This is a genomic window from Brachybacterium sp. GCM10030268, assembly GCF_042666305.1.
GTDB lineage: Bacteria > Actinomycetota > Actinomycetes > Actinomycetales > Dermabacteraceae > Brachybacterium.
Window position 1 is genome coordinate 173,695 of record NZ_JBHTCW010000004.1, and the last position, 25,273, is coordinate 198,967.

General features: G+C 71.9%; 18 protein-coding genes and 1 tRNA gene. 10 read left to right on the plus strand and 9 right to left on the minus strand.

Annotated features, from left to right (window positions below; translation table 11 throughout):
• Positions 1-25: 25 nt before the first annotated feature.
• The 6 genes from ACFQRD_RS08350 to ACFQRD_RS08375 all read left to right on the plus strand — a co-directional run bounded on the left by ACFQRD_RS08350 (position 26) and on the right by ACFQRD_RS08375 (position 7,373).
• Positions 26-2,425: a transglycosylase domain-containing protein gene (locus tag ACFQRD_RS08350; protein ID WP_377803743.1), complete on the plus strand. Its 2,400-nt coding sequence runs from the start codon at positions 26-28 to the stop codon at positions 2,423-2,425.
• 1 nt (position 2,426) lies between these two features.
• Positions 2,427-3,359, plus strand: coding sequence for a metallophosphoesterase (locus tag ACFQRD_RS08355; RefSeq protein ID WP_377803744.1), 933 nt, complete (start codon positions 2,427-2,429; stop codon positions 3,357-3,359).
• A gap of 57 nt (positions 3,360-3,416) precedes the next feature.
• Positions 3,417-3,493, plus strand: a tRNA-Pro gene (locus ACFQRD_RS08360).
• 457 nt (positions 3,494-3,950) lie between these two features.
• Positions 3,951-5,063, plus strand: coding sequence for a peptidoglycan-binding protein (locus tag ACFQRD_RS08365; protein ID WP_377018332.1), 1,113 nt, complete (start codon positions 3,951-3,953; stop codon positions 5,061-5,063).
• 282 nt (positions 5,064-5,345) lie between these two features.
• The gene (locus tag ACFQRD_RS08370; RefSeq protein WP_377018333.1) at positions 5,346-6,755 is read left to right on the plus strand and encodes a beta-N-acetylhexosaminidase; all 1,410 of its coding nucleotides are present in this window, start codon (positions 5,346-5,348) and stop codon (positions 6,753-6,755) included.
• 3 nt (positions 6,756-6,758) lie between these two features.
• Positions 6,759-7,373, plus strand: a complete 615-nt coding sequence (locus tag ACFQRD_RS08375; RefSeq protein WP_377018334.1) for a LytR C-terminal domain-containing protein — start codon at positions 6,759-6,761, stop codon at positions 7,371-7,373.
• A gap of 37 nt (positions 7,374-7,410) precedes the next feature.
• Here the strand turns inward: ACFQRD_RS08375 and ACFQRD_RS08380 are convergent, their stop codons facing one another.
• Positions 7,411-9,375 carry an Ig-like domain-containing protein gene (locus tag ACFQRD_RS08380; protein WP_377018335.1) on the minus strand — a complete coding sequence of 655 codons (1,965 nt, stop codon included), beginning with the start codon at positions 9,373-9,375 and terminating at the stop codon, positions 7,411-7,413.
• A gap of 48 nt (positions 9,376-9,423) precedes the next feature.
• On the opposite strand from ACFQRD_RS08380, the gene ACFQRD_RS08385 reads away from it, so the two are divergent.
• Positions 9,424-10,944 (plus strand): trehalose biosynthesis protein, encoded by a 1,521-nt coding sequence (locus tag ACFQRD_RS08385; protein WP_377018336.1) that lies wholly within the window; start codon positions 9,424-9,426, stop codon positions 10,942-10,944.
• Here the strand turns inward: ACFQRD_RS08385 and ACFQRD_RS08390 are convergent.
• From ACFQRD_RS08390 to ACFQRD_RS08405, 4 genes are all read right to left on the minus strand, one after another.
• The gene (locus tag ACFQRD_RS08390; protein ID WP_377018337.1) at positions 10,907-11,416 is read right to left on the minus strand and encodes a hypothetical protein; all 510 of its coding nucleotides are present in this window, start codon (positions 11,414-11,416) and stop codon (positions 10,907-10,909) included. The two genes, ACFQRD_RS08385 and ACFQRD_RS08390, sit on opposite strands and share 38 nt — an antisense overlap.
• A 181-nt stretch (positions 11,417-11,597) precedes the next feature.
• Positions 11,598-14,996 carry an ATP-binding protein gene (locus tag ACFQRD_RS08395; protein ID WP_377018338.1) on the minus strand — a complete coding sequence of 1,133 codons (3,399 nt, stop codon included), beginning with the start codon at positions 14,994-14,996 and terminating at the stop codon, positions 11,598-11,600.
• Between the two features lie 73 nt (positions 14,997-15,069).
• Positions 15,070-16,911 (minus strand): SIP domain-containing protein, encoded by a 1,842-nt coding sequence (locus ACFQRD_RS08400; protein WP_377018339.1) that lies wholly within the window; start codon positions 16,909-16,911, stop codon positions 15,070-15,072.
• A gap of 213 nt (positions 16,912-17,124) precedes the next feature.
• Positions 17,125-17,841: a DUF4194 domain-containing protein gene (locus ACFQRD_RS08405; RefSeq protein WP_377018340.1), complete on the minus strand. Its 717-nt coding sequence runs from the start codon at positions 17,839-17,841 to the stop codon at positions 17,125-17,127.
• Between the two features lie 169 nt (positions 17,842-18,010).
• Here ACFQRD_RS08405 and ACFQRD_RS08410 point away from each other — a divergent pair, with 169 nt between their 5' ends.
• Positions 18,011-19,168 (plus strand): hypothetical protein, encoded by a 1,158-nt coding sequence (locus ACFQRD_RS08410; RefSeq protein WP_377793138.1) that lies wholly within the window; start codon positions 18,011-18,013, stop codon positions 19,166-19,168.
• A gap of 58 nt (positions 19,169-19,226) precedes the next feature.
• Here the strand turns inward: ACFQRD_RS08410 and ACFQRD_RS08415 are convergent, their stop codons facing one another.
• A complete protein-coding gene (locus ACFQRD_RS08415; protein WP_377793139.1) occupies positions 19,227-20,108 on the minus strand; it encodes a helix-turn-helix transcriptional regulator in 882 nt (293 codons plus the stop codon).
• 103 nt (positions 20,109-20,211) lie between these two features.
• On the opposite strand from ACFQRD_RS08415, the gene ACFQRD_RS08420 reads away from it, so the two are divergent.
• Positions 20,212-21,654, plus strand: a complete 1,443-nt coding sequence (locus tag ACFQRD_RS08420; protein WP_377803745.1) for an MFS transporter — start codon at positions 20,212-20,214, stop codon at positions 21,652-21,654.
• 153 nt (positions 21,655-21,807) lie between these two features.
• On the opposite strand, the gene ACFQRD_RS08425 is transcribed toward ACFQRD_RS08420, so the two are convergent.
• Both ACFQRD_RS08425 and ACFQRD_RS08430 read right to left on the minus strand, forming a co-directional pair.
• Positions 21,808-22,038, minus strand: a complete 231-nt coding sequence (locus tag ACFQRD_RS08425; RefSeq protein WP_377018344.1) for a sulfurtransferase TusA family protein — start codon at positions 22,036-22,038, stop codon at positions 21,808-21,810.
• 90 nt (positions 22,039-22,128) lie between these two features.
• Positions 22,129-23,199 (minus strand): YeeE/YedE family protein, encoded by a 1,071-nt coding sequence (locus tag ACFQRD_RS08430; protein ID WP_377793141.1) that lies wholly within the window; start codon positions 23,197-23,199, stop codon positions 22,129-22,131.
• Positions 23,200-23,319: 120 nt separating this feature from the next.
• Here ACFQRD_RS08430 and ACFQRD_RS08435 point away from each other — a divergent pair, with 120 nt between their 5' ends.
• Entirely contained in the window at positions 23,320-23,661 is a 342-nt protein-coding gene (locus tag ACFQRD_RS08435) for an MGMT family protein (protein ID WP_377803841.1), read from the plus strand.
• Between the two features lie 32 nt (positions 23,662-23,693).
• Here ACFQRD_RS08435 and ACFQRD_RS08440 read toward each other — a convergent pair whose 3' ends face one another.
• Positions 23,694-25,241 (minus strand): DUF3375 domain-containing protein, encoded by a 1,548-nt coding sequence (locus ACFQRD_RS08440; RefSeq protein WP_377793145.1) that lies wholly within the window; start codon positions 25,239-25,241, stop codon positions 23,694-23,696.
• Positions 25,242-25,273: the final 32 nt, after the last annotated feature.

Below are 25,273 nucleotides of genomic sequence, written 5' to 3' on the forward strand. Positions count from 1 at the left end.
CCCGTGCCCGCCGTACTCTTGGATCATGGCCAGCACTCCGTCCAGCTCCGGTTCCGGACGCTCCCTTCCCGTCGCCCTGGCGCAGTCCCTGTACCTGCTGCTGGGGATGATCGCCGTCTCGGCGCTCGGCGGCGTACTCCTGGCCGCCTTCTTCTTTCCCGCCGTCTCGGCCACCTCCGCGATCGCCGAGGACGGGGTGGAGCTGTTCGAGTCCTACCCGACCGAGCTCGAGGTCGAGCCGCTGAACGAGGCGAGCCGGATCGAGGCCGCTGACGGGTCGCTGCTGGCGACCTTCTACACCGAGAACCGCATCATGGTGCCGCTCGAGGAGATCTCGCCGCACATGCAGCATGCGGTGATCGCGGTCGAGGACCGCCGGTTCTACGAGCACGGCGGTGTGGACCCGAAGGGCCTGGTGAGGGCGTTCGCGAGCAATGCTGCCGGCGGCGCCACCCAGGGCGGGTCGACACTGACCCAGCAGTACGTCAAGAACGCCCTGCTGATGGACGCGGTCCAGCGCGGCGACCAGGAGGACATCAACGAGGCGACCGAGCAGACGTACGGGCGCAAGGCGCGAGAGGCGAAGCTGGCGATCTCGCTGGAGAAGCGCTGGAGCAAGGACGAGATCCTCAACGCCTACCTCAACGTCGCCCAGTTCGGCCCGTCCCAGTACGGGGTCGAGACCGGCTCGCGGCACTACTTCTCGAAAAACGCTGCGGATCTGAATCCGGGCGAGGCAGCGCTGCTGGCGGGGGTCACCAACGGTCCGAACCAGTACGACCCGGTCAGCCACCCGGAAGCCGGCGAGAAGCGCCGCAACGAGGTCCTGGCGGACATGCGCCGTGAAGGCTTCATCACCGACGAGGAGTACACGAAGTACTCCGAGCAGCCCATCGAGGACATGCTCCAGATCCAGAACCTCCGGGCCGGTTGTGCCGACGCGGAGGGCAGCGGATTCTTCTGCGACTACGTCACCCGCACACTGCTCAACGACCCGGAGTTCGCCCCGACGTACGAGGAGCGCCAGAAGCTGCTCTACGGGGGCGGGCTGACCATCCGCACCACGCTGGATCCCTCGACGCAGGCGGCCGCCGAGGAGGTGCTGCAGCGCCGGGTCCCGGGGGATGCGCAGCACGGCTTCGGCCACTCGATCGTGACCGTCGAGCCGGGAACGGGCAACATCCTCACGATGGCCGAGAACCGTACGTTCAACCCGTACGACGAGGTCAATCCGGGCGAGACGGCGATCAACTACAACGTCCCCAAAGCCCTCGGCGGCTCCAGCGGCTTCCCCGTCGGCTCGACGTTCAAGCCCTTCGTGCTCCAGGAATGGCTGGAGACCGGGCACGGGATCATGGACAAGGTCGCCACCGGCCGCGAGACGATGCCGAGCTTCCCGGCCAAGTGCCTCTCCCGGGGCGCATGGCGGGAGAGCCCCGGATACAACCCGGACAACGCCGTCTCCGTGGACATCGCCCCGATGGAGACCGCGCTGAACTCGACGAAGTTCTCGATCAACACCGCCTACGCGAACATGGCCCGGCAGCTGGATCTGTGCGACATCGCCGAGGGCGCCCGCGACATCGGCGTGGTCCCGGCGACGCATAATCCGTACGACCAGGCCACCTGGGATGCCGGCATCGAGGACGTCTACGGCACCGAGCTGGCGCCGTCCGTCGTGGTCCTCGGTGAGGTGCGCATCTCAGCACTGGACATGGCCAGCGCGTATGCGACCTATGCCGCCGGCGGGACGTACTGCAAGCCGCAGGCGGTCACCGAGGTCATCGACCGCAACGGCGAGGCCATGCCGATCTCCGGGGCCGAATGCCACCAGGCGGTCGACAAGAAGGTCGCCGACACCATGGCCTGGACCCTCGAGCAGGACCTCGAGGACCCCCGCGCCACCGGCAAGGGCAAGATCATCGAGGGCCACCCCGCCGGCGGCAAGACCGGCACCTCCGGCTCCCAGTTCCACACCTGGTACGTCGGCTTCACCCGCCAGATGTCCACCGCCGTCTGGTTCGGCCACCCCCAGGCGAACGTCCGCCCCGCGGGCTTCCCGGTCGACGGCGAGATGCTGCGCAGCGGGAAGGTGTGGGGCAACACCGTCTCCCTGCCCACCTGGCAGGAGTACATGAGCCGCGTCCACGAGGGCCTGCCCAGCGAACCCTTCCCGTCCGCACCGGCCTCGACCAAGCAGCCGGGGACCCAGGCGGTCCAGAAGGGCGTGGTGCCCGACGTCTCCGGCATGGTCCTCTCCGAGGCCCAGTCGACGCTCGAGGCCGCCGGCTACAGGGTCGAGATCACGAAGGAGCCCTCCGGCACGGTGGGCGAGTGGTTCGTGATCGGCACGGAGCAGCCCCCGGGCACGCGCCTGCCCGAGGGCGAGACGGTCGTCGTCCGCCAGTCCACCGGGCAGGGCTGACGTGCGGCCGGTCCCCGCGGCCGCGGGCGCAGTGGGCCTTGCCGGCCTCGGCGCCGCCGCGGCGGCGCACGTGTGGTCGCGTCACGTCGAGATCCACCGCTTCACGCTGCGTGAGGCGGAGCTGCGGATCCTCCCGCCCGGTACCCGCACCATCCGGGTCCTCCACCTCAGCGACATCCATCTGATGCCGGACCAGGAGCGCAAGCTCGCGTTCCTGCGCCATCTGGCCGCACTGCGGCCGCACCTGGTCATCGACACGGGAGACAACATCTCCTCGGCCGCTTCGGTGCCGGTGCTGGCCGAGGCCCTCGATCCGCTGCTGCAGCGCCCGGGCGCCTTCGTGATGGGCTCCAACGACATGTTCGCCCCCTCGCCCAAGAACCCTGCACGCTACCTGCTGCCCGATGCACGCCCCGAAGGCCTCACCGATCCCAAGGAGCCGACGCTGCCGACGCCCTACCTGGCACGCGTGCTCTCGGCCCACGGCTGGAAGGACCTGACCAACACCCGGGCGACCATCGAGCTCGGCGGGCTCGAGATCCGCCTGGTGGGCGTGGATGATCCGCATCTGGACCGGGACCGCGTCCCCGAGCCGGCCCAGGAGCCGCCGCCGGCGCACGGGCACGTGCTGCGTCTCGGGGTCGCCCACGCGCCCTATCGCCGCGTGCTGGATGCCTTCGTGGCCGACGGGGCCGAGCTGATCCTGGCCGGCCACACCCACGGCGGCCAGCTGCGCCTGCCGGGCATCGGCGCGCTGGTGACCAACTGCGACCTGCCCCGCCGGCAGGCCCGCGGGCTCTCCTCGTGGCACGGCGTCCCGCTGAACGTCAGCGCCGGGCTCGGTGCGAGCCCCTATTCGAACTACCGCCTGCTGACCCCGCCCGAGGCGACGTTGCTCACGTTGCGCGCACCGGCGCCCGCCAGGGGGACCTGACACCCGCGCGCCCCTGCTAAAGTTGCTCCTCGGTGAACCGCTTCGGCGAGGATCCTCCGGGGTGTAGCGCAGCTTGGTAGCGCGCCTCGTTCGGGACGAGGAGGTCGCAGGTTCAAATCCTGTCACCCCGACCACCGGGCTCAGGGCCGCGAGAACGTCGTCGGACGCACTCGCGGCCCTGACGTATTTCCGGCCCGCCTTTCCCTGCCGCCCAGGATTGCTCGACGGATTGCTCGACGCAGGTGGAATCCTCGGACGCACCGACGTCATCGGCCGCGGTTTTCGCGGCGTGAATGACAACGGTGTAACTACCACACTGCTTTTCGAGGCACGAGGACAACACGGCGAGAATTCGGCTTTTTTGGCAAAATCTTGGTAAAGACGTGCATTTCTGCGAGCAAACTCCCCTGTGGTAGGGGCCTGACCTGCACATACAGTGGCGCTGGTGCCGCCCGTAGCTGGGGCACTGACCGAGACGCCGCCTTCCCGTCACCGGCTCGGTCGCTTCCTCCACTTCCCTGGGTGACGGGCGCAGGTCTCGCGCGTCGCGCGGGGGCGCCTGCGTGGCGACGGAGAAAGTGACACTCACAGATGTTCCGCACCGCTCCACGCAGCACGCACCGGGCACCCGGCCGTGCAGTGATCGATTATCGCGGGCTCGCGGCCCCGGTCGGCCGAGGCGTCGGAGGCGTCGCCGTCCTCGGTGCCGTCACCGCCGGCGCCGCGTTCACCGGCGCCGATACGGCCCGGGCCCAGAGCCCCGCTCCCGCCCCTGCAACCGTCGGCACGGTCCGCGGTGCCACCGCGCCGACCGTCGCCCCGGCCGCGCCCTCCTCCAAGTACTCCACGGTGAAGCTGCGTCTGGGCGCTCGCGGCGACGCCGTCAGCCACCTCCAGAGCCAGCTGAACGCCAAGGGCGCGTCCATCGCCACCGATGGCGTCTTCGGCCCCAACACGCTGCGGGCGGTGAAGAACTTCCAGTCCTCGGCCCGGATCGCCGTGGACGGAGTCGTCGGGCCGAACACGTGGGGCGCCCTGGCGGGCGGCAGCAGCTCCGGCAGCGGCACCTCGGCGCCGTCGTCCTCGCAGCCCAAGCTCCGCGAGGGCAGCCGCGGCTCCGCCGTGCGCACCCTGCAGAGCGCGCTGAACGATCGCGGTTCGTCCCTCACGGTGGACGGCGTCTTCGGCAGCCGCACCGCCAGTGCGGTGCGGGGTCTGCAGTCGGCCGCCGGCATCAAGGTGGACGGGGTCGTCGGCCCCAATACCTGGAACGCCGTCTACTCCGACGTGCGGATCTCCGACGGCGGCTCCAGCCGTGGCGACGGTCGTGACTCGACGTCGGGCACCTCGATCAACGGCCAGGCCGTCATCAACGCGGCCCGGTCGCAGCTCGGTGCGCGCTACACGTGGGGCGGCGAGTCGCCCTCGACCGGTTTCGACTGCTCCGGTCTGGTCCACTACGCCTACAACTCGGCGGGCATCGATCTGCCGCGCAAGACGGCGAAGGGATACACCTTCGGCGGGAAGATCATCCCCCGGTCGCAGGCTCAGCCAGGTGACCTCGTGTCCTTCACGTCGAACGACTACGGCCACATGGGCATCTATGTCGGCAACGGGAAGATCATCGACGCCTCCGGCTCGCGCCAGAAGGTCGTCGAGCGTTCCATCTGGAACTCGCCGCACGTCTTCGTCAGCTACCGCTGAGACGACGCCTCAGGACCACGGCGGCCTGCTCGACGCATCAGCGTCACCGGGAAGGAGCAGGGCGGCGTGAGGGAGCCCGGTCGGCATCGCCGGCCGGGCTCCCGTGCGTCCGGGGACGGCGAGCACGACGAACACCGCAAGCACAGCAGCCACAGCGCACTGCGCACAGCGCACGGCGCACTGCGCACTGCGCACTGCGCACGGGGCGGATGCGTCGTGACCCGCGTCTCCATGGCAGACTGGAACGGATCATCGCCGACGCCGCCGTGCCAGGAGAAGTTGATGCCCGATCCCATCGCCCTCGTCCCGCTGCCGCAGTCCGTCATCTGGTCGGAGGGGACCTGGGTGACCGACGACCCGTGGGACGCGCTCTCCGTCGGCCTCTCCGAGGGCCTGGGCCGGACCGAGTACAGTCTGTCGATCTCGCCGGACGGCGCGAGCCTCGCCGCCGGCAGCGAGGCCGCCCTGGCCGACGGCCGCAACACGTTCGCCCAGATCGTCAGCGGCGCCGCCGGCTCCATCCCGTGCGTGACCATCCATGACCACCCCAAGCACGCCTGGCGCGGCATGATGCTGGACGTCTCGCGCCACTTCCGCACGGTCCCCGAGCTCGAGACGATGATCGACGCGATGGCACTGCATCGCCTGAACGTCCTCCACCTCCACCTCACCGATGACCAGGGCTGGCGCCTCGAGGTCCGGGGATATCCGAAGCTCACGGAGGTCGGCGCCTGGCGCGACCAGACGCTCATCGGCCACCATCAGGCCGAGGCGGGCACGTGGGAGTTCGACGGCACGCCCCACGGCGGCTACTACACCCAGGACGAGCTGCGGGGGCTCGTGGAGTACGCCCGCCGCCGCGGGATCATGATCGTGCCCGAGGTGGATCTGCCCGGCCACATGCAGGCCGCGATCGCCTCCTACCCCGAGCTCGGGAACAACCCCGAGGTCCAGCTCGGGGTGCGCCAGGTGTGGGGCATCTCCGACCACGTCCTCGGCGTGGCCGACGAGGTCTTCGACTTCCTGCGCGATGTGCTCACGCAGGTCGCGGATATCTTCCCCGGCCCCTACGTCCACATCGGCGGCGACGAGTGCCCGCGGGTGGAGTGGGAGCGCTCGTCGGCGGCCCGGGCCCGGATGAACGAGTGGGGCCTGACCCGCGTCTCCGAGATCCAGGGCAGGTTCACCTCCTTCGCGGCCGAGGTCCTCGCCGAGCACGGCAAGCGCGTGGTCGCCTGGGACGAGGTGCTCGAGAGCCATCTGCCCGATGACACCGTGGTGATGAACTGGCGTCGGGCCGCCGGCCTGAAGGAATCCACCGCCCGCGGCTTCCAGACGGTGATCGCCAACAGCGAGCACACCTACTTCGACTACTACCAGGGCGATCCCGACGAGGAGCCGCTGGCCATCGGCGGCCTGACCACGGTCGAGGACGTCTACACCGCCGACCTGGTCCCGGGCAGGCTGGACGGGGATCAGCACAAGCTGCTGATCGGTCTCCAGGGTCAGCTGTGGAGCGAGTACATGCCCACCGCGCAGCAGGTGCAGTACATGGCCTTCCCCCGCATGTGCGCCCTTGCCGAGCGCGCCTGGGGATCGCCCGAGCAGAGCTGGGAGGAGTTCGAGGAGCGCCTGCGCGCGCATCTGCCCCGCCTGGACGCCTTCGGGATCAGTTACCGCCCGCTGGACTGATCCATGCCCTCCTCCCATCAGGACTCCCACCCCTACGGCCGCTCGGCCGACGACGTCCGCCGCCGGGACCAGCGACGGCGCCGGCAGCTCCGGCTGCGCGCGACCCAGCTGGTGTTCTTCTCGGCACTGGCGGTCGCAGTGATCGCGGTCGGGTTCTATGCGGTGGGAGAACTGCGCGAGCCGGCCGCCGAGCCCGGCGTGATCGCCCCCAAGACGTTCGGCGACGAGGGATCGGCCGAGCTCACCTGCCCGGAACCGGGTGCCGTCCCCCTGCCGGCCCAGGAGGTCACGGTGACCGTGCTGAACGGGACCGGCCGCACCGGCCTGGCCGGCGACGTCTCCGAGGAGCTCGCCGCGCGCGGCTTCGCCCTCGAGGACCCGGGCAACACCGGTGAGGCCGCAGGGCCCGCGACCATCGTCCACGGCCCGGACGGGTACCTCGCGGCCCAGAGCCTGAGCGCGCAGGTTCCGGACGCCACGCTCACGATGGATTCGCGCGAGGGCGCCGCCGTGGACCTGCTGCTCGGCGACGGGTTCGCCGGCCTCGAGGAGGAGGCGACGGCGTCCGCCGCCGCCGAGGAGCCGGTCGAGATGCCCGAGGGCTGTCCCACGCAGTGAGGCCCTGGGGGACGGTCCCGGATCGTCCGCCCCGCGCTCAGTCCTGCCAGGCCCGGCGGTCGGCCTCCATGCGCACGCCGATCCACAGCGCCACTCCCCCGCCGAACAGCAGCAGCAGCACGATCGTGAGGTACACGGTCGCGGTCGCCGGGGACGAGGGCAAGAGCCCGATCAGCAGGCTGTTGATACCGCTGACCTGCGCGCCGGACCGATCGGAGCCGGTGAGCGTGGGGTCCTCGTCGATGACGAGCTCTGCCGAGGCCGGGACCCCCTCGTTGTCGCGCACGTAGTACGTGATGGGGGTGGTGCGGCCGACGAAGTCCTCGTCCGGGGCGAAGGTGACCGAGCCGTTCTCGCCGACGGTGTACACCCCCTCCTCGGGGATCACCAGGCGCTTGCCGCGCCACCCCTCGAGCTCGGAGAGGTTGGTCGCCGAGAGCGAGCCGATCTCCACGGTCTCCGGGTCCAGCGGCTGTGAGCCGCTGGCGGCGGTGTCGTTGCCCAGGATGTCCACGGTGACCGGGCTTCCCGGTGAGGCGAGCTGCTCGTCGTCGCGCAGTGTGGCGACCTCCGGCGCGACGACGGCCTCGAAGGTGGCATCGACGGTGTTGTCCGCGTAGACGCCCTGCCCGGTGAGCCCCACCGGGGACGCTTCGCCCACGAAGCCCTCGGCGGGTGTCATCGTCACGGTGCGGGATTTGAAGTCGATGGTCCAGGTGCCCTCCCCCTCGACGACCACCTCGGTGCCGTCCTCGGAGAGCTCCGCCCCCTCGGGAAGCCGCTCGCGGTCGAAGCGCAGCGAGTCCGAGCGCACGTCGCGGATCCCGGTGGTCAGGTCGAACTGGATCGGGTTGCCGGGCGTGGCGGCCTCGGCGCGGTCCAGCAGGACCGGATAGGCGGTCGACAGCAGCGCGGTCGCGGCCGTCGCCCCCTCGCCGTCCCCGCCGGTGATGCCCATGGGCGCCGTGGTGCGCACCTGGTCGCTCTCGGGCGAGAAGCGGACCGTGGCACGGTCCCGGTCGAGCTGCCACGTGCCCTGGTCCGGGACCACCACTGTGGTGCCGTCCTCGGAGACCTCGACCCCCTCCTCGCCGGCCAGCGGCTGCAGACGCAGGGTGGAAGGATCGATGTACTGCTGGCCCTCCCCCACGACGAACAGGATGTCCTGCCCGTAGGGGGCGGACCAGTCCAGGTCGGAGATGATCGGGACGGTCACGGAGACCTCTCCCGCCTGCACGACCGCACCCTCGGGGTCCTCGACGACCAGACGCACCGGGTCCAGCTGACGGCCCAGCCCCGGTCCCGACGGGGTGTGGCTGAGCGAGCTGCCGTCGGCCGAGAGCTGCCACACGCCCTGGTCCGGGACCGTGGCCCTGCTGCCGTCGGCCAGCAGAGTGGATCCCGCGGGCAGACCTGCCAGCTCCAGGCGCACGGTCCCGCCCTCGGGGATCTCCTGGTCCAGCGGGACCTCGGTGACCTCGCCGGCCGAGCCGTGCACGGAGATGTCCTCCAGCTCCACCAGCTCCGGGGTGAGCACGGCCGGCAGCGACCGGGTGTCATGGGTGCTGCCGATGGTGACGGCGATCGGGGTGCTGGCACCCTGGACGCCGCTGAGCGGCGTGAACACGAGCTCCTGGCCGATCAGGGTCCAGGTGCCCTCCCCGGGGACGGTGATGCTGCGATCATCGTCGCCGACCTCCATCAGCTCGCGCGTGCCCTCGTCGAGGTCCTGGGGCACCGCCAGGCGGGCGGAGTCGAAGTCGATCTCGTCCTCGGCGTCGTCCTGGACCACGGCGCGCAGGGGCAGCCGGGTCACGGACCCGGGCACCAGCGAGACCGTCTCGGACTCCACCGGCAGGGTGAAGGTGCCGTCCTCTCCCAGCGCCGAGGCCGGCAGCGTGAGAGGACCGGCCAGCACCGCGACCGCGACCAGTGCCGCGACCCGCGCGGCGACCTTCCGCAGTCCCGCGCGCGCACGGGGACGACGCGTCGGCTCAGGCACCCCAGAAGGGTAGCAAGCGCACCCGCACGGGGCCTTAGAGTGATGCCCATGGACGAGCCCAGCTCCCCGCCCGCCGCGGACGGTGCTGCCGCGGCCGGCGCCTCCCCGTCCGGCGCCGCGTTCGCGTCCGGTACCCCGTTCGATGTCACCACGCTGCCTCCGCTCGACGACGTGCTCAACGCCCTCACCGGCCCGCTGGCGGCCTGGATGCCCTCCCAGCGCTGGTACGCGCACAAGGGGGCCGGAACGCCGACGGTCTCGATCCGGGGCTGGGCTCCGCTGCGGGTCGCCGCCGGCCATGCCGTCGTCCTCACCGTGGTGGCGGCCGCCCCGGAGGGCGCCGGGGAGGCGCTGTACCAGGTCCCGCTCGTGCTGAGGCCGCCGGACGGTCCCGGCGCGGCCCGCGACGAGGGCTCCGAGATCGGCGTGGTGGCGGTCCCGGGCGGCCCGGTGCGGGCCGACGACGCCACCCTCGATGCCGACGGGCGCGCCGCGATCGTCGCGGCCCTGGCCGCTGGGGACGGGGCACTCGGGTCGTCGCTGAGCATGGCCGCTCATCCCGTGGGTCATCCCGCCGGCCGTCCGCTGCCGCTGCCGAGGGGCGCCGGTCTGCGCACGCGCCTGCTCTCCGGCGAGCAGTCCAACACCTCGATGATCGCCGAGGCGGAGGGCGCGGACCCGGTGATCATCAAGCTGTTCCGGGTGCTTCAGCACGGCGAGAACCCGGATGTGGTGCTGCAGGGAGCACTCAGTGCCGCCGGCAGCACGCGGGTGCCGTCCCTGGTGGCCTCCGCGACCGTCCGCGTCGGCCCGCTGCGCACCCACGCGCTGTTCGCCCAGGAGTTCCTGCCCGGCCTGGAGGACGCATGGCGCACGGCGCTGCGTCTGGCCCGGGCCGGCGAGGACTTCACCGCAGCGGCCCGGGCGCTGGGCTCGACCCTCGCCGAGGTCCACCACGACCTCGCCGTCGCCTTCGGCGCGACGGCCACCGATCACACCGTGGCCACCGCGATGCTCGAGCAGATGCGCCGCCGGGTCGGCGAGATCGCAGAGGCCGTGCCGCAGGTCGCCGGGCACCGCGATGCCCTGGAGTCCCTGCTGGCCTCCGCCGGCGAGGTGGACTGGCCGGCCATGCAGCGGATCCACGGCGATCTGCATCTGGGGCAGGTGCTGCTCGCCCCGGGGCGGGGCTGGGTGCTGCTCGATTTCGAGGGCGAGCCCCTGCGGCCCCTGGAGCAGCGTGGCCGTCCCGATTCCCCGCTGCGGGACGTCGCCGGGATGCTGCGCAGCCTGGACTACGTGGCCGGGGCGGTCGCGCACGAGGACGGCGCAGATGCCTCACTGTGGGCGGCGCACGCCCGTGATGCCTTCCTGGACGGGTACGCCGGCACCTCGGGGCTGCCGCTCCACGACCCGGCGCTGCAGGTCCTGCTCGCTGCTTTCGAGGCGGACAAGGCCGCCTACGAGGCGCTCTACGAGTCGCGCAATCGCCCCGACTGGCTGCCGATCCCGCTGGCCGCCCTGGAACGGATCAGCGCACGAGCCGGGGAGCCGGGGTCACCGGGCTGAGCGGGGACGTCGGGCTGGTGGAGGCGATCGGATCCAGCGAGCCCGGCAGGAACGGCGCGCTGATCGCCCGCACGGCCACGCGCACCCCGACGATCACCTCGAGCACATCTCCGTCCCCGCCGGTCCACCTCCCCGCGCGCATCGCGTAGCTCTCCCGCTCCCCGCCGCGGTCCATCCCGCGGGCCGCGGCGACGGCGTCGACCGTCCCCAGCAGCCGCCGGGGTCCGTCCGCGTCCTCCGCGGGGACGCCGGAGCTGACCAGCAGTGCACTGACGTGGCAGCAGGTCTCCAGTCCGCGCCAGGAGCCGCCCGAGGAGCGGTCCCGCTGGGGCCGATGGTCCTCGAAGGAGGTCAGGCCCGGCTGATGCTCGAGCACGGCGGCGGTCACCGCGCCGAGCAGATCGCGGATGCGCTGGTGGGCCTCGTCCTGGGAGGGGACCGACTCACGACCGTCGGCCGGCAGAGCTGGCATCGCTGTCCACCTCTCGCCTGTCGCGCCGCACCGGGCGGCCGCATCCTGCTTCGGCGCAGCTGCGGCCTGCTTCTGCGCTCGTTCCTCCGCCCGGGTGGAGCGGATGACGATCAGGCTAGCGATCCGCGGGGATCCTGCCGATGGGGAGAACTCCCCATGGCGCACCCTCGCCCGGTGGCGCTCACTCGTCGACGGGCACGAACTCCACGGGCGCGACCGAGGAGTAGCGATCCTGCCGGATCGAAACCACGCCGACGCCGCCGATGAACGGAGCCAGGGCCTGCGGGTTCTTGCCGGGGTTGGCGAGGATCACCTGGAATCCGAAGTGGCGGAAGGACTCCATCGCGGCGGTGATGAACTTGCCGGCGCCCTTGGAGAACGCCTCGTCGATGATGATGGGCGCGAATCGCGGGACCTCCTGGCCGGTACCGGCCAGCTGGTAGCGCAGCGCCGCCGCCAGACAGAAGGTCGCCAGGCGCTCGTTCTGGCCGCCGGAGAGGGGCCCGCCGGACTCGTGGGCGTGGACGACGGTGCCCTCGGTGTCGACCTCCTCGGCGTGGAAGTGCACGTGCCGGCGCACGTCGAGGATGACGCGGGAGACCTGGTCGTCGCGGGTGCGGGCGGCGCCGATCATGTCCATCAGGTGCCGCAGCGAGAGGAAGCGCTCCTCGGCCTGCTCGCGGTCGCGGCTGATGTCGTTCAGCGCGGTGTCGGCCACCGCGTCCTCCAGGGCGCGCTTGAACTCATCGAGCGCGGCGAGGTGGACCGGACGCATCGACAGCTGCAGGTAGCGCCCGGCGTGGAACTCGACCTGGGCCAGCAGAGCGTTGATGCGCTGGAGGCGCTTGCGGATCTCCGCGGGCTCGCGGGCGATCGCCGTGGCCAGGGCCTGCACGTCCCCGAGCGTGTTGCCGGTGAAGAACTCGAAGAAGCGGTCCTCGACCTCCGGCAGCTTCTCCTCCTCGATCCGCTGGAGGATGGCGAGGTAGTCCTCGGCCGAGTCCAGGGACGGGGTGGTGTCCCCGGCCTGGGCGGGCCAGCGGCGGGAGAACTCACGCATCGCGGTGCGGATGTCCTCCTCGGCGCGGGAGGTGCGCCGGGTCAGGTCCATCAGCTCGGCGTCCAGGGTGGCCGAGGCGTCCTTGGTGACCTGGTCGATGGTGGACAGCACCAGCGTGGGGGCGATCGCGCTGAAGCGTTCGGCCAGCTCGGCCTCCACCTCCGGGTCCAGGCTCGACTCGGCGAGGCGCTCCCTCGCCGCGGCCAGGCGCTCCTCGACCCGTTCGGCCTGCTCGCCGAGCTTGCCGGCGCTGCGGACGACCTCCAGCAGCTCCTCGTCGGTCTCGGCGATGGACTTCTCGACCTCCTCGATCTGGCCGGCGAGCTCGGCGAGCGCCTCGGAGCCGTCCTCCGCCGCCCGCACCATGTCCCGGAGGTTCGCGATCCGGCGGGCGACCGAGGCGGCGTCGATGTCGTCCCAGGTCACCGAGCTGATCGACTGCAGCGCGTAGAGCCGCTCCCGCCGGCGCTCCCGCTGGGTCTCGACGTCCTTGCGCCGGGCCTGCGCCTCGAACAGGGCCTGCTCGGCGCGAGTGCGCTCGGCCTCGAACACGGCGCGCTTGGCGCGGTTGTCGAAGCCGAGCACCCACTGGGAGCGATCGTTGATCTGCCGATCGGTGTTCTTCTCGTGCCGGGTCGCGGAGTGCTTGATCTGCCCGGAACGGAGCACGGCGCGGTTCAGACGCGTGAACTCCTCGAGGCTGTCCGCGCAGGTGTAGTCCATCCGGGAGGCGATCTCGTGGCTGAGCCAGACGTGGAACTCGCCGTCCTTGACGTCGAGCTTGGCGGCCAGTGAGCGCTCCTCGATGTTCTTCGCGGGGCGGCGCAGGTCGGTGTTGACCCGGTTGTAGGAGATCCGACGGCGCAGCTTGGTGCGGTCGATGACCGCGGCCACCTCGCGGTAGACGCGGTCGGGCACCAGGATGGAGCGTGCCAGTCCCCGCAGCGCCTGCTCGGCCGCGGCGGTCCATTCCTCCTCCCCGGTGCGCACCTGCAGCAGCTCGGCGGCGAAGGGCAGCTCGGTGGGGGCGATGCCCACCTCGGAGGCGATGTGGTCGCGCAGGGCGACATCCTCGGAGTGGAGGTTCGAGGCGCGGGAGGTGAGGGAGGCGAGCTCCTCCCGGGTGCGGTTCAGGGTGGTGGTCAGCTCCCGGACCTCCGCCTCGGCCTCCCAGCGGGCGGAATCAGCCCCCTTCTCCTCCGCCTCGAGGGACTCGCGCAGGGAGGCGACCTCGCGCTGGAGGGCGAGGAACATGTCCTCGCCGGCGGGCGTGCCCAGCTCCACGGTGGCCAGCAGGGCCCCGAACTCGGTGGCCCGCTCGCGGCGGCGCTCGCGCTCGACCTCGAGGCCGGCGATCTGCTGCTTCCAGTCGTCGATCTCACCGCCGCCCGCGCGGCGCCGCTGCTCCTTGAGCTGGGCCAGGTCGGAGCGGGCCTCGGCCACGTCCTGGGTCAGGCGGCGCTGCTGGGCGCCGAGCCGGTCGCGCTCGAGCTGGAGGCGCTCGGACTCGTCCCCGAGCAGCCGCACCAGGTGCTGGGCGGCGTAGACGTCGATGTCGGCGCGGCGGTCGACGAGTTCGGCGCCGCGGGCGCGCATGGCCGACCAGTTCTCGTGGTTCTCCCGCAGCCCGCGCAGCAGGTCCCGCTGCTCGCGGGCGGTGACCAGGGCCTCGTAGACCTCGGAGAGGTTGTGGAAGTTCGCCAGGGCCTGATCGGCCAGCTCGAAGGTGCGCGGGGCGTCGAGCATGTAGTCGCGCAGCAGGGCGTTGACGTCGCCGAGCTCCTTGGCGGACTGGATCTTGTGCAGCAGTCCCAGCGCCTTCTCGTCGGGGATGCCGAGCAGCTGGCTGAACGCGGCGCGGTACTCGCGGAACTGACGGAACGTCTCGGTCCCCGGGTAGGCCGCCTCGAGAGCTTTGCCCTCGATCTGGCTGGAGACGAACTGGCGCAGGTCGGTGACGTCCAGCGGGGTGCGGGCGATGACGTAGAGGCTCTTGACGTCCGAATCCGAGGTATGGCCGGCGTGCAGCAGCAGCAGACGCGAGAGCTGGACGGTGCCGCCCAGCCCGTCGGCGTAGCGCAGGGTGAGCACGGACAGGGTCGTCTTCTCCCGCAGCACCTCCTGGCTGAACTCGCCGGTGGCCTGGTCGTAGTGCATCGCCCAGGCGCCGCGGACGTAGCTGGCCACGGTGCGGCGGTACTTCGAGCGCGCCGGGCCGGCGTCGGAGGCGGCCGCGTTGAACTGCAGCGTGCGCGGAGGGGTCAGCAGCGCGCTGACCGCGTCCAGCAGCGTCGACTTGCCGGTGCCGGGGCCGCCGGTGAGGAAGTAGCCCTTCGGGGAGATCTCCAGCTCGTGGGTGCCGTGGAACGTGCCCCAGTTGGAGATCTGCACCGCGACCAGGCGCCACTGCCCCGGGTGGGGGTGATCGGGGCTGCTGGCCACCTGGTCGGTGGGCGCGTCGGTCTGGGGCATGCCCGGCAGGTCGAGCCCGTCCTGAGCAGTGTCGGTCGCGGAGGTCACCCGTAGAGGGTACTAAGAGCGGAGCGGGCTCGGTGCGGGCTCAGTGCGGACTCAGTGCGGACTGAGTGCGCGCTCAGTTCTCCGGCCGGCCCTGGCGCCAGTAGCCCATGAAGGAGACCTGCTGGCGGTCCAGGCCGAGGTCGCTGACGAGGTGGCGGCGCAGCGACTTGATCACGCCCGCCTCTCCGGCGAGCCAGGCGTAGAAGGTGCCGTGGCCGGTGGTGGTCTCCCACAGGATGGTCTCGTCCACGTCGACGTCCTCGAGCTCGGCCGCCGGAACGTCGGCCGCGCCACCGCGGAAGGCCTGGGCGTTCTCGCTCATCAGCTGCTGGACGGCCGCGGTCATCAGCTCGCCGTGCGGGCGCTGCCCGCGCGGCAGCCAGCTGACCTGCACGCCGGATCGGGTGAGGATCTGCTGTTCGTCGGAGGCGTCGGGGACCTCGAGGATCGCGTGGCCGCTGATCGTCTCCGGCAGCGATTCGAGGATGGAGCAGATCGCGGGCACCGCGGTCTCATCGCCCACCAGCAGCACGTTGCGGGCGGTGCCGGGGCGGAACTCGATGCCGCCGTAGTCGGGGCCGACGAGGTGCTTGTTGGGACCCAGCATGGAGATCCGCTCGCCCACCTCGGCACCGTGCGCCCAGCGCGCCGCGACCCCGCTGCCCGGGACCTCCTCGTCATCGAGGTGGAGGACGAAGTCGACGTCGATCTCGGGGTCGGCGCCCACGTTGCCGGGGTGCCCGGCCGCGCGGACGGCACGCACGGTGTAGGTGCGCATCCAGCCGCGGTCCGCGGGATCGATCTGGAGCCAGCTGCGGTACCACTCGGCGTGCGTGGTCGGGTCCAGCACCGCTCCGGGGCGCACCGCGGCGAAGTGGTCCGCGCTCGCCTCGGGACCGGGGATGATCATCTTGATCCGCAGGTCCAGCGGGTGGCAGTTGGCGCCGAAGTGGACCAGGTCGGGGCTGGTGAACGTGAAGCGCACCAGCGACCTGCCGAGCGAGCGTTTCGCGGCGACGGTGAGCTCGAAGGCGATCATCGAGCTGTGCTCGAGGGCGGGGACGAGCTGGTGCGCCGGAGCGGTCGCCGTGGCGGTGGCGGACATGATGTCCTCCTCGGTGGTGGGGTCGGTGCGCTCCCGCCCCAGGGGGAGCACCATCGGGGTGCCGGTGACCTGGTCGGGGACGATTCGGGAGTCGAGGGTGAAGACCTCGCGCACCATCTGCTCAGTGATGACGCCGGCCGGTGGGCCCTCGGAGTGGATGCGGCCGTCCTTGACGGCGACCAGATGATCGGCGTAGCGGGCGGCGAGGTTGAGGTCGTGCAGGACGAGCGCGACCGTGGTGCCGCGCGTGCGGTTCAGCTCGCGGACCACGTCGAGCACATCGAGCTGGTGGGTGAGGTCGAGGAAGGTGGTGGGCTCGTCCAGCAGCAGCACCTCGGTCTGCTGGGCCAGGGCCATGGCGATCCATACGCGCTGGCGCTGCCCGCCGGAGAGCTCCTCGACGCGCTGGTCGGCCAGTTCATCGGTGCGCGTGGCGGTCAGTGCCTCGCGCACGGCGAGCTCGTCGTCCTCGCTCCACTGCGGCAGCAGCCCCTGGTGGGGGAAGCGGCCGCGGGAGACGAGTTCGCGCACGGTCACGCCGTCGGGCGCGATCGGTGACTGCGGCAGCAGCCCCAGCCGCCGGGCGAGGTCCTTGCCGCGCAGGCTGTGGATGTCCTTGCCGTCCAGGACCACGGAGCCGTGGCGGGGCGGCATCAGGCGCGAGAGCCCTCGCAGCACGGTGGACTTCCCGCAGCCGTTGGCGCCGACGATGACGGTGATGCGCCCCTCCGGCAGGGACAGGCTGAGGTCGTGGACGATCTCGCGGCGGTCGTAGGCGAGGTGGAGGTGCTGGGCGCTGATCAGTGCCATGCTCCTCCGTACGCTCCGTGGTCAGGTAAGCCTCACCGTAGTCAGGTGAGCCTCACTGTATTGCGCAATACCGAACGCGCACAATTGCGGCCCAGGGAGGCGTTGGCCACTGCGCCGGAGCCCTACGGAAGGCAGCGCCGGCCGACGGACCGCAGCGGCTTCGACCAGTCGGTCGATCACGGATCGGCCCCGCGGCCGGTCCGCGCGCCGGCGTCAGTCCTCGCTCGGTGCGGACCCCTCGACCGTGCCGCCGGCCGCGTCGCCGTCGGCCGCGGCGCTCTCGTCGTCGGTGGGGTCCTCGAGACCTCCCACGCCCGCCTGGCGGTACAGCGCGATGAACTCGCGCGCGGTGTCAGGGCCGATCATCAGCCGCAGCACCGGGGAGACCTCGTAGTCGTCGCCCTGCTCGTCGAGCAGCCCGGCGCGCTGGATCTTGGCGATCGAGGCGCGGACGTCCTTGGCGAAGCCGGCCTCGTCGGTCGAGGTGGTGCGTCGGTAGGCGGCCAGCGCCTGCTGGATCTCGGCCTCGGAGACCACGGTGCGCTGTCCGCGCGAGGACTGGGTCAGCAGCATCTGGCGCAGGACCAGCAGAAGGACGGAGTCCAGGCGGTTCAGACCCGTCAGCCGGCGCAGCAGTTTGGGGGCGTCGGGATCGTCCTCGCTCTGGCGCACGAAGGCGACCTGGGCGTCGTCGTCGACGACGAGCTCGAGGAACAGATCGGCCAGCCGCGCCTCGAGCGCGGTGCGGTCGCGCAACAGCTGCGCGTAGCGGGCGGGATCGCGGCGGCCGTCGAGATAGGGGCCCTGCAGGAGATGGACGAGCACTCGTCGCGACTCGTCCACGAGCGCGGCGCCGGGGACGGAGGGAGCGCCCTCGCCGTCGTCCTCCCGGGACTCGTCGGCCGGGGTGCTGAGTGCTGAGCTGATCACGGGGACCTACCTTACCGACGCCGGCACGATCCGCCGCGAACCCGCCGTGCCAGGGGCCTGCGGTGCCGGCCGGCTCTGTGCATCCGGGCCCCGTATCTGGTGAAATCGTGACCGGGAACACGTTTCTCCCCGCCATCGAGGCGGCGGATCCGACGGCAAGGAGCCGATCATGAACAACCTGCCAGTCTCAGTGCCCGTGCTCATCGCGATCGCCGTCGCGGTGATCCTGGTGATCATCCTGCTGATCGTGCTGGGCACCGCCGCGTCACGGCGACGCCGCGCCAAGCAGCAGGAGGACGACCGTCAGCGGGCCGCACAGCTGCGGGAGGAGGCCGCACGCGAGGAGCAGGCGGTCCAGGAGCGGGACCTGCAGGCCCGGGAGCGGGAGATCGAGGCCGACCGGGCGCGTCTGGACGCGGAGAGGAAGGCCAAGGCGGTCGAGCAGGAGAAAGCCGCTGCCGAGCGTCGTCGCGCCGAGGCGGAGAGGGAGCGCGAGGAGGTCGAGTCCTCCCGCGACTCGGTCCAGGAGCGCCTGGCCGAGGCGGACCGCCTGGACCCCGACGCCTCGCAGGGCGCTCAGGACGCTCAGGGCTCGCGGGACTCCGCCCCGTCGTCGTTCCCACAGGACGGCGAGGACGGCGGCTCACCCCGCAGCGAGGCGGACGGGGATCGCTGGCGCGACGGCGAGTCGGAGGATCTGGATCGGCGCCGCAGCTCGACCGATCCGGCGGTGGCCGACGCCGCCCGGGTCGGCGGTGTGGGGGCGGGCGCGACGGCCAGCTCTCTCGGCCGCGGGGAACCCGGCCAGCCGGTTCACCGGGACGATCCTGCGACCTCGAGCTTCTCCCAGGAGCGCGCTCGCGCCGACGGGACCGCTCCGGAAGACGAGCGGACAGAGCCGACCGAGCGGACCGAGCGGACCGAGCGGACAGAGGATCCTGTCGAGCACGGCCGCCATGCTGCGAGGACGCCCGACGGCACGACGCCGTCCGGGAGCGGCCCGGCACCGGTCCGTCCGGCCCAGGACGGCCCCGAATCCACGGAGGACGCCACCTACCAGTACGGAGCTCAGCCGGCCGAGTACCGACGGGGCGCCGACGGACAGCTCTCGCACGTCGAGACTGGGGACGGCGGCCAGCCCACGTGGGTCGGGCCCGCTGGGCAGAACGATCCCGCCCAGCAGGACGGCCCGGGGACCGAGTCGGTCCGCCCACCCGAGCAGCCCGCGCCCGGCGAGCCCGGCCCCGAGGATGAGGGCGGACGGCCACCGCGAGCACCCGAGTACGGGGCACCGGAGGACGGCACGGGACCTGAAACGCGCCGCTGACGCGGCGTCGGCGAGGACGCCGGCGGCAGAGGCGACGTCCTCGCGCCGGGCCCCGGCCTCAGCCCGCGAGCGAGGTGACGACGTCCTCGCGGGCCGTCCAGGCCGGGGCGGCTTCCAGCAGAGCGGCATGCCGCTCGAGCCTATCCCTGGTGAGGGCGTCGGCCGGAGACATCACCACCAGGCGCGCCCCGCTGCGCCGATCGATCCACAGGCTCTGGAAGTGCACGGTCAGCAGGCCCGCCCTGGGTGAGGCGTACACCCGTCGGCGGGGACGCTCGTCCGCCACCTCGTGGTGCTCCCACAGGCGCCGGAAGTCCTCGGACTTCTCGCGCAGCCGCTCGACGAGGGTGCTCCAGCGCGGGTCGTCGTGGTGCTCGGCCAGATGCGCCCGCAACCGCCCGACGATCTCCGGCAGCACGCGCTCCTCCTCCACGAGGCTTCCCCGCCAGACGGGGTCGGTGAACATCAGCCAGGCGCAGTTGCGCTCTTCGACCGGGTACGCATCCAGATCGCTGAACAGGTACCGGTAGCTGCGGTTGGTGGCGACGATCTCGTAGGCGTCGTCCTGGATCGCGGCCGGGAACGGCAGCAGCTGCTCGAGCACGGCGATCTGCTCGGGCCCCACCGTGATCGGCGGTGCGCGGTGGACCGGGGCCCGGTCGGCCAGGACCAGCATGTGACGCCGCTCGGCCTCGGTCAGGTCCAGCACCCTGGCGACGGCCTCCAGCACCTGGTCGGAGACTCCGGCCGCGCGCCCCTGTTCGAGCCAGGTGTACCAGGTGGTCCCGATGCCGGCGAGCTGGGCCACCTCCTCGCGGCGCAGGCCGGGCGTGCGCCGGCGGCCCAGGGCCGGCAGCCCCGCCTGCTGGGGGCTGACCTTCTCGCGCCGGGCGCGCAGGAACGCGCCGAGCTCCTTGCGTCGTCCGTCGGAGGGGTCCATGAGCTCCAGTGTGCGCCGCGTCGCGCCGGCTAGCCAGGTGGTGGCGGTACCAGTATGAATGGACTCCTGGTCACAGGATCAGGATCTCGTGAAGGTGTACTCCATGACCGTCTCCTCCTCCCCCGCTCGCCTCGCGCCGTCCACGCCTCAGGAACTGACCTCACGCGGCCTGGCCGTGCTGCTGATCGCCTACATGCCGGTGAACTTCACCTTCGGGTCGCTGAACGTGCTGGCCGATGCGATCGGGTCCGATCTCGGTGTCGGGGGCGCCGGGCAGCAGCTGGTGCTCGCGGCGTACACCACCACCTTCGCGGCCACGCTGGTGATCGCCGGGCGCCTCGGGGACCGCTGGGGCCGGCGGCGCCTGCTCCTGATCGGCGCCCTGGCCATGGCGGCGCTGAGCTGTGCTGCGGCCGTCGTCCCGGATCTGGTCTCGACCGTGGTGCTGCGGGTGGCCCTCGGGATCGCCGCCGGCCTGCTGACCCCGCAGGTGCTCTCGACGATCCAGTCCACCTCGACCGGGGCCATGCGCACCCGTGGGGTGATGATCTTCGCCGCGATGGCGGGGGTGAGCACGGTGCTGGGACAGCTCGTCTCGGGCGTCGTGGCGACCACGCTGCCCGAGCACCTGGGATGGCGCGCGGTGCAGGTGCTGACCGGGCTCATCGCGCTGGTCGGCGTGCTGGGGCTGCGCTGGGTGCCGCGCTCGCGGTCCTCGGCCCCGCTGGCGATGGATGCCACCGGAGCCTCCCTGCTCGGCGCGAGCCTGCTGCTGATCGTGGTGCCGCTGACCATCGGCCGCTCCGCCGGGTGGCCGCTGTGGGCATTCCTGGCCTTCGGCGCAGGGATCGTGCTGCTGGCGCTGTTCTGGACACAGCAGCGACGCGCGGAGCGTTCCGGGATCATGCCCGTGGTGCCGCCGTCGGTGCTGGGGATCACGGTGGTGCGGCGCGGACTGCTGATGGCGCTGCTGTTCTTCACCACCTACGGGGCGTTCCTGTACGAGCTCTCCGCGCTGGCCCAGACCCGCTACGGCATGGGGCCGCTGGGGCCCGCTCTGCTGGTGCTCGGCTTCGGGATCACGTTCGTGGCGACCTCGGTGGCGCTGCCCCGCCTGGTGCCCGGCGCCGGGCAGCGCACCATGCTGCGAGCGGCGATGGCCCAGACGGTGATCCTGCTGCTGATCGCCGTGCTGGCGGGCACGGGGCACGACGACCTGGCCTCGCTGCAGTGGGCGCTCATCCCGCTGGGCGTCGCGCAGGCGTGCATGTACGGGCCCGTGCTGCACACGGTGCTCTCCCGGGCCCCGCAGTGGGCGGCGGGGGTGGCCAGCGGGCTCTTCACCACCTGCCAGCAGCTGGGGCTCAGCCTCGGCGTCGCGCTGCTGGGCGGGCTGTTCTGGTCGCTCGCCGGATCCGCCGGCGACGCCGCCCGGATGGACCGCTCCCTGATGGTGGTCTTCTGCGTGCACGCGGTCTGTGCGGTGGCGTTCGCGCTGCTGGCCCGCTCCCTGGCCGCGCATCGCGCGGAGGACGCGGCCGCCTGAGGACGACTGGCAGGCCGAGACCGGAGAGAGTCCGGGAACACCGGCGGCCCGGGACCTCCTCGCGGAGGGTTCCCGGGCCGCCGTCCTCATGCAGGCGTCGTCATGGCGCCGCCGTCATGGCGCCACTGGACGCTCAGGCATCCTGCTGCGCGCTCAGGCTCCCTTGCGCACGGTGATGGACCAGCCGGCGTCGCCGACGCGGTCGAAGGCGACCACCTCGTGGCCGGACTCCGAGGCCCACTGCGGCAGGGAGTCGGTGGCCTGGGTGCAGTCGAAGCCGATCACGAGGTCGTCGCCGGTGGTCAGCTGCTGCATGGCGTTCTTGGCGTCGATCAGGGGGAAGGGGCAGACGTCGCCGCCGGTCTCGAGGGTGTAGGTGGCCATGGGGCGCTTCCTTTCGTCGGGGTGGTTCGTCGGTCGGTCGACGAAGCGTGAGTAGTGCGGGAGGGGTGGCGAGGGGCAGGGCCGCGCCGCTCAGGCGGCAGGCGTGAGCACCGGCGCGGGACGGCTCGCGGCGGCGACCTTCTGGGGCCGCACGATGAAGAACCAGGCGGCAGCCCAGGTGCCGATCACCATCGCGGCCAGCGAGACCCAGCCCTGGTAGCTGAACAGGCTGGTCTCGACCAGGGCATTGCCGATGGTGCAGCCGCCGGCGAGAGCGGCCCCGATGCCCATGGCGACGCCGCCTCCGGCGCTGCGCAGCATGGTGGGGGCATCGGGCACCCGCCAGCGGAACTCGCCGGAGAGCCGGGCGGCGAGGAAGGAGCCGACCAGGATGCCCAGGACGAGCATCACCGACCAGTCCACGAGGGTGATGTCGCCGGTGGTCAGGAAGGTGACGATCTTGGCCGAGGGGGTGGTGATGCCCAGCCCGCCGTTGCGGCCGGAGGCCGTCGAGAGCACCCAGGCGGCGATCGCGATGAGCCCGAGCAGCACGGCCCCGACCCAGGGAGTCCAGGGGACGTCGGCGAGGTAGTGGCCGATGCCCGTGCGGCGCGCGGGCAGGGACGCGGCCTTGGCGCGGCCGGCGCTGCGGCGCACCTGGCGCACGACGAGCACACCGACGAGTCCGGCGAAGACGATCGTAGGCACCCACATGCTCACGCCCAGGGTCTCCTGGATGGTGGCGTCGCCCAGTGCGGGCGCGCGGGCGGCCTCGGTGAAGCCGCCCAGCGGGCCGAACTTCATGACGGCGGCGGAGAGGGCGTAGAAGATCAGCGCCACCCACGATCCGAGCAGCCCCTCGCCGGCGCGGTAGTAGGTGCCGGTCGCGCAGCCGCCGGCCATGACGATGCCGATGCCGAAGACGAGGCCGCCGCCGATGACGGCCAGCGGCGCGAAGGTGGAGGGCTCCGGCGCGATGACGCCGGCGCCGGTGAGCGCGGCGACGCCGACGGCCTGAATGGCGATGGCGAGCAGGAACGGGATGAAGTAGCGCGCCGAGCGGGCCATGTACAGGTCGCGGAACGCGCCGGTGACGCAGAACCGGGACCGCTGCAGGACGTAGCCGAGCGCGGCGCCGAGGAGGAGGCCGGTGAGGATCATGCCCAGCAGGCTAACTAATGAGGCCCATAAGCAGAACCCCTGTCCGGTCAATGGCAAGGCGCGTCACGGCCCGTGCGTGGCACACTGACGCGCATGTCCACCGATCGCTCGCGGACCCGCATGGACGACGTCACCGTCGAGCGCGTGCTGCGCGTGGTGGAGGCGATCCCGCCGGGCCGGGTGGCCGCCTACGGCGAGGTGGGGGCGATCGCGGGCGTCGGCCCCCGGCTCGTCGGCCGGATCATGCGCACGTGGGGCTCGGGGGTTCCGTGGTGGCGGGTCACCAATGCCTCCGGCGACCATCCGCTGCTCGCCCGGGCGCTCCCGCACTGGGAGACCGAGGGCATCGAGGTCAAGCCCAACGGTCGCGGCTGCCGGATGGCACAGTTCGGTGCGGATCTCGACGAGCTGCGCGCGGCGGCGCGGGAACCGCTGGCAGAGCTCGGCGGGCTCTCGGGCTGACGGCAGCCGCAGCGGCACTCACCTATCCGCACTCACTCCACCGGCACATCGTCGAGGAAGTAGAACGAGGGGACCTTCGCGGCGTAGTCGTTGCCGTCCAGCTCCCGCCAGGTGACGATCTCCGTGGAGCCCTCGCGCTCCTGGGCGTGCTGGGTGGCCAGGAACATCAATCCGATCACGCTGGCCAGACCCTGCTGGGCGGGCCGCTCGCGCAGCACGTCGGCGATGGAGGCCTGGCCGCTGCGCCCGCGCACATCGTTGACGTGGTCGGTCAGGCCCACGATGTCGATGTCGTTGGTGCGCACGAGATCCTGCAGCACGTCGATGCTGAGGGTGGTGGCGTCGTGCACCTCCGCCTCGGCCGGCGCCCCGGGGTCGGTGGGGTCCTTCAGACGGTGCTGCGCGACCGAGGAGAGCTGGACCCGGGAGAGATCCAGGCCCATCGGGAACGGCGCCCGCGTGGAGATCTCGTCCTTCTGGGCCAGCGCCACGCCCTGCGCCTCCTGCAGCGCCTCCAGCAGCACGCGGTGCTGACGGAAGTCCTGGGAGCGCACGAACCGCGCGAGCGAGCGGTACAGCTCGGTCTTGACGTCCAGGACCTCCTGCGCCGGCTCGTAGAGATCGCTGAAGACGTTGGCCAGGCGCTCGCGCTCGCTGCGGCTGAGGGCATGAGCGAAGTCACGCTCCAGCAGCCGGTCCACCAGCTCCTGCGCGGTGCGGGTCTGGACCGGATCGTTGAGCATGCGGAAGAAGGCCGTGAAGGTGCGGCCGACGGTGGACTGGCCCAGCAGGTCATCGCCCGCCAGCAGCTGCTCGAGGATCTCCCCGCGCGAGGACTCGGGCGAGAGGATCTGCTCGCGCAGGTGGAGGTCCACGGCGCGCAGGTCCTCGCGGTACTGGAGGAAGTCGCCGGAGAGCTCGGAGGCGATCTGCAGGATGTCCCGCAGCCGGTCCACGGAGTGCTCGGCGCTGGGCAGCATGAGCTCGCCCTCGGCCAGGTCCCGGATCTCCGCCTCGATCCGCTCGCGCCGGCGCTGGAGGTCGGCCAGGCGCACGTCGCGGTCGGTCTCGGTCTCCTGGGCGAGACGCTCGAACTGCTGGACCACCAGCTGCAGGCGCGACTCGGTGGTGGTGGGCCGGTGCTCCTCGAGGGAGGCGATGAACTGGATGGCGTCGATCGTCGCCGGGGACGGCTCGAAGGTGGTCTCGGTCAGCTGGGGATCATCACGACGGGTCAGGTACCCCTCGCGCACCCAGCCGTCCACATACTCGGCGGCGCTGCGGCCGCTGCGGCCCTCCCCCGCCTCGACCTCGTCCTCGGCGGCTCCGGAGAGCTCACGGTGGTCGTCGTCGCGCAGCAGCTCGAGGTGGGCACCGACGCGGGCGATCAGCTCGCTGCGCGGCAGCCGGCGGTCGCCGGCGGGGAAGACGGACTGGAGGATGGCCAGGACGGCGGGGGCCTTGGTCGCGGCGAGCAGGCGCCAGGTGCTGGCCCGCCGCAGCTGCTCGTAGGCCTCCTTGCGCGCGGACACGGCGTCGCTGCGCCGGTCGGTCCACCGGTTCGGCTCGGTCGTGGTCACGAGGGGGGAGTCTACTTCCGGATCGGCCCGAC

What these genes read in the sequence shown, in the direction of transcription:
- ACFQRD_RS08350 (WP_377803743.1), top strand. Translation starts at nt 26, where the DNA reads ATGGCCAGCACTCCGTCCAGCTCCGGTTCCGGACGCTCCCTTCCCGTC.
- ACFQRD_RS08365 (WP_377018332.1), top strand. Translation starts at nt 3,951, where the DNA reads ATGTTCCGCACCGCTCCACGCAGCACGCACCGGGCACCCGGCCGTGCA.
- ACFQRD_RS08370 (WP_377018333.1), top strand. Translation starts at nt 5,346, where the DNA reads ATGCCCGATCCCATCGCCCTCGTCCCGCTGCCGCAGTCCGTCATCTGG.
- ACFQRD_RS08375 (WP_377018334.1), top strand. Translation starts at nt 6,759, where the DNA reads ATGCCCTCCTCCCATCAGGACTCCCACCCCTACGGCCGCTCGGCCGAC.
- ACFQRD_RS08385 (WP_377018336.1), top strand. Translation starts at nt 9,424, where the DNA reads ATGGACGAGCCCAGCTCCCCGCCCGCCGCGGACGGTGCTGCCGCGGCC.
- ACFQRD_RS08390 (WP_377018337.1), bottom strand. Translation starts at nt 11,416, where the DNA reads ATGCCAGCTCTGCCGGCCGACGGTCGTGAGTCGGTCCCCTCCCAGGAC.
- ACFQRD_RS08400 (WP_377018339.1), bottom strand. Translation starts at nt 16,911, where the DNA reads ATGGCACTGATCAGCGCCCAGCACCTCCACCTCGCCTACGACCGCCGC.
- ACFQRD_RS08410 (WP_377793138.1), top strand. Translation starts at nt 18,011, where the DNA reads ATGAACAACCTGCCAGTCTCAGTGCCCGTGCTCATCGCGATCGCCGTC.
- ACFQRD_RS08415 (WP_377793139.1), bottom strand. Translation starts at nt 20,108, where the DNA reads ATGGACCCCTCCGACGGACGACGCAAGGAGCTCGGCGCGTTCCTGCGC.
- ACFQRD_RS08420 (WP_377803745.1), top strand. Translation starts at nt 20,212, where the DNA reads ATGACCGTCTCCTCCTCCCCCGCTCGCCTCGCGCCGTCCACGCCTCAG.
- ACFQRD_RS08425 (WP_377018344.1), bottom strand. Translation starts at nt 22,038, where the DNA reads ATGGCCACCTACACCCTCGAGACCGGCGGCGACGTCTGCCCCTTCCCC.
- ACFQRD_RS08430 (WP_377793141.1), bottom strand. Translation starts at nt 23,199, where the DNA reads ATGATCCTCACCGGCCTCCTCCTCGGCGCCGCGCTCGGCTACGTCCTG.
- ACFQRD_RS08435 (WP_377803841.1), top strand. Translation starts at nt 23,320, where the DNA reads ATGGACGACGTCACCGTCGAGCGCGTGCTGCGCGTGGTGGAGGCGATC.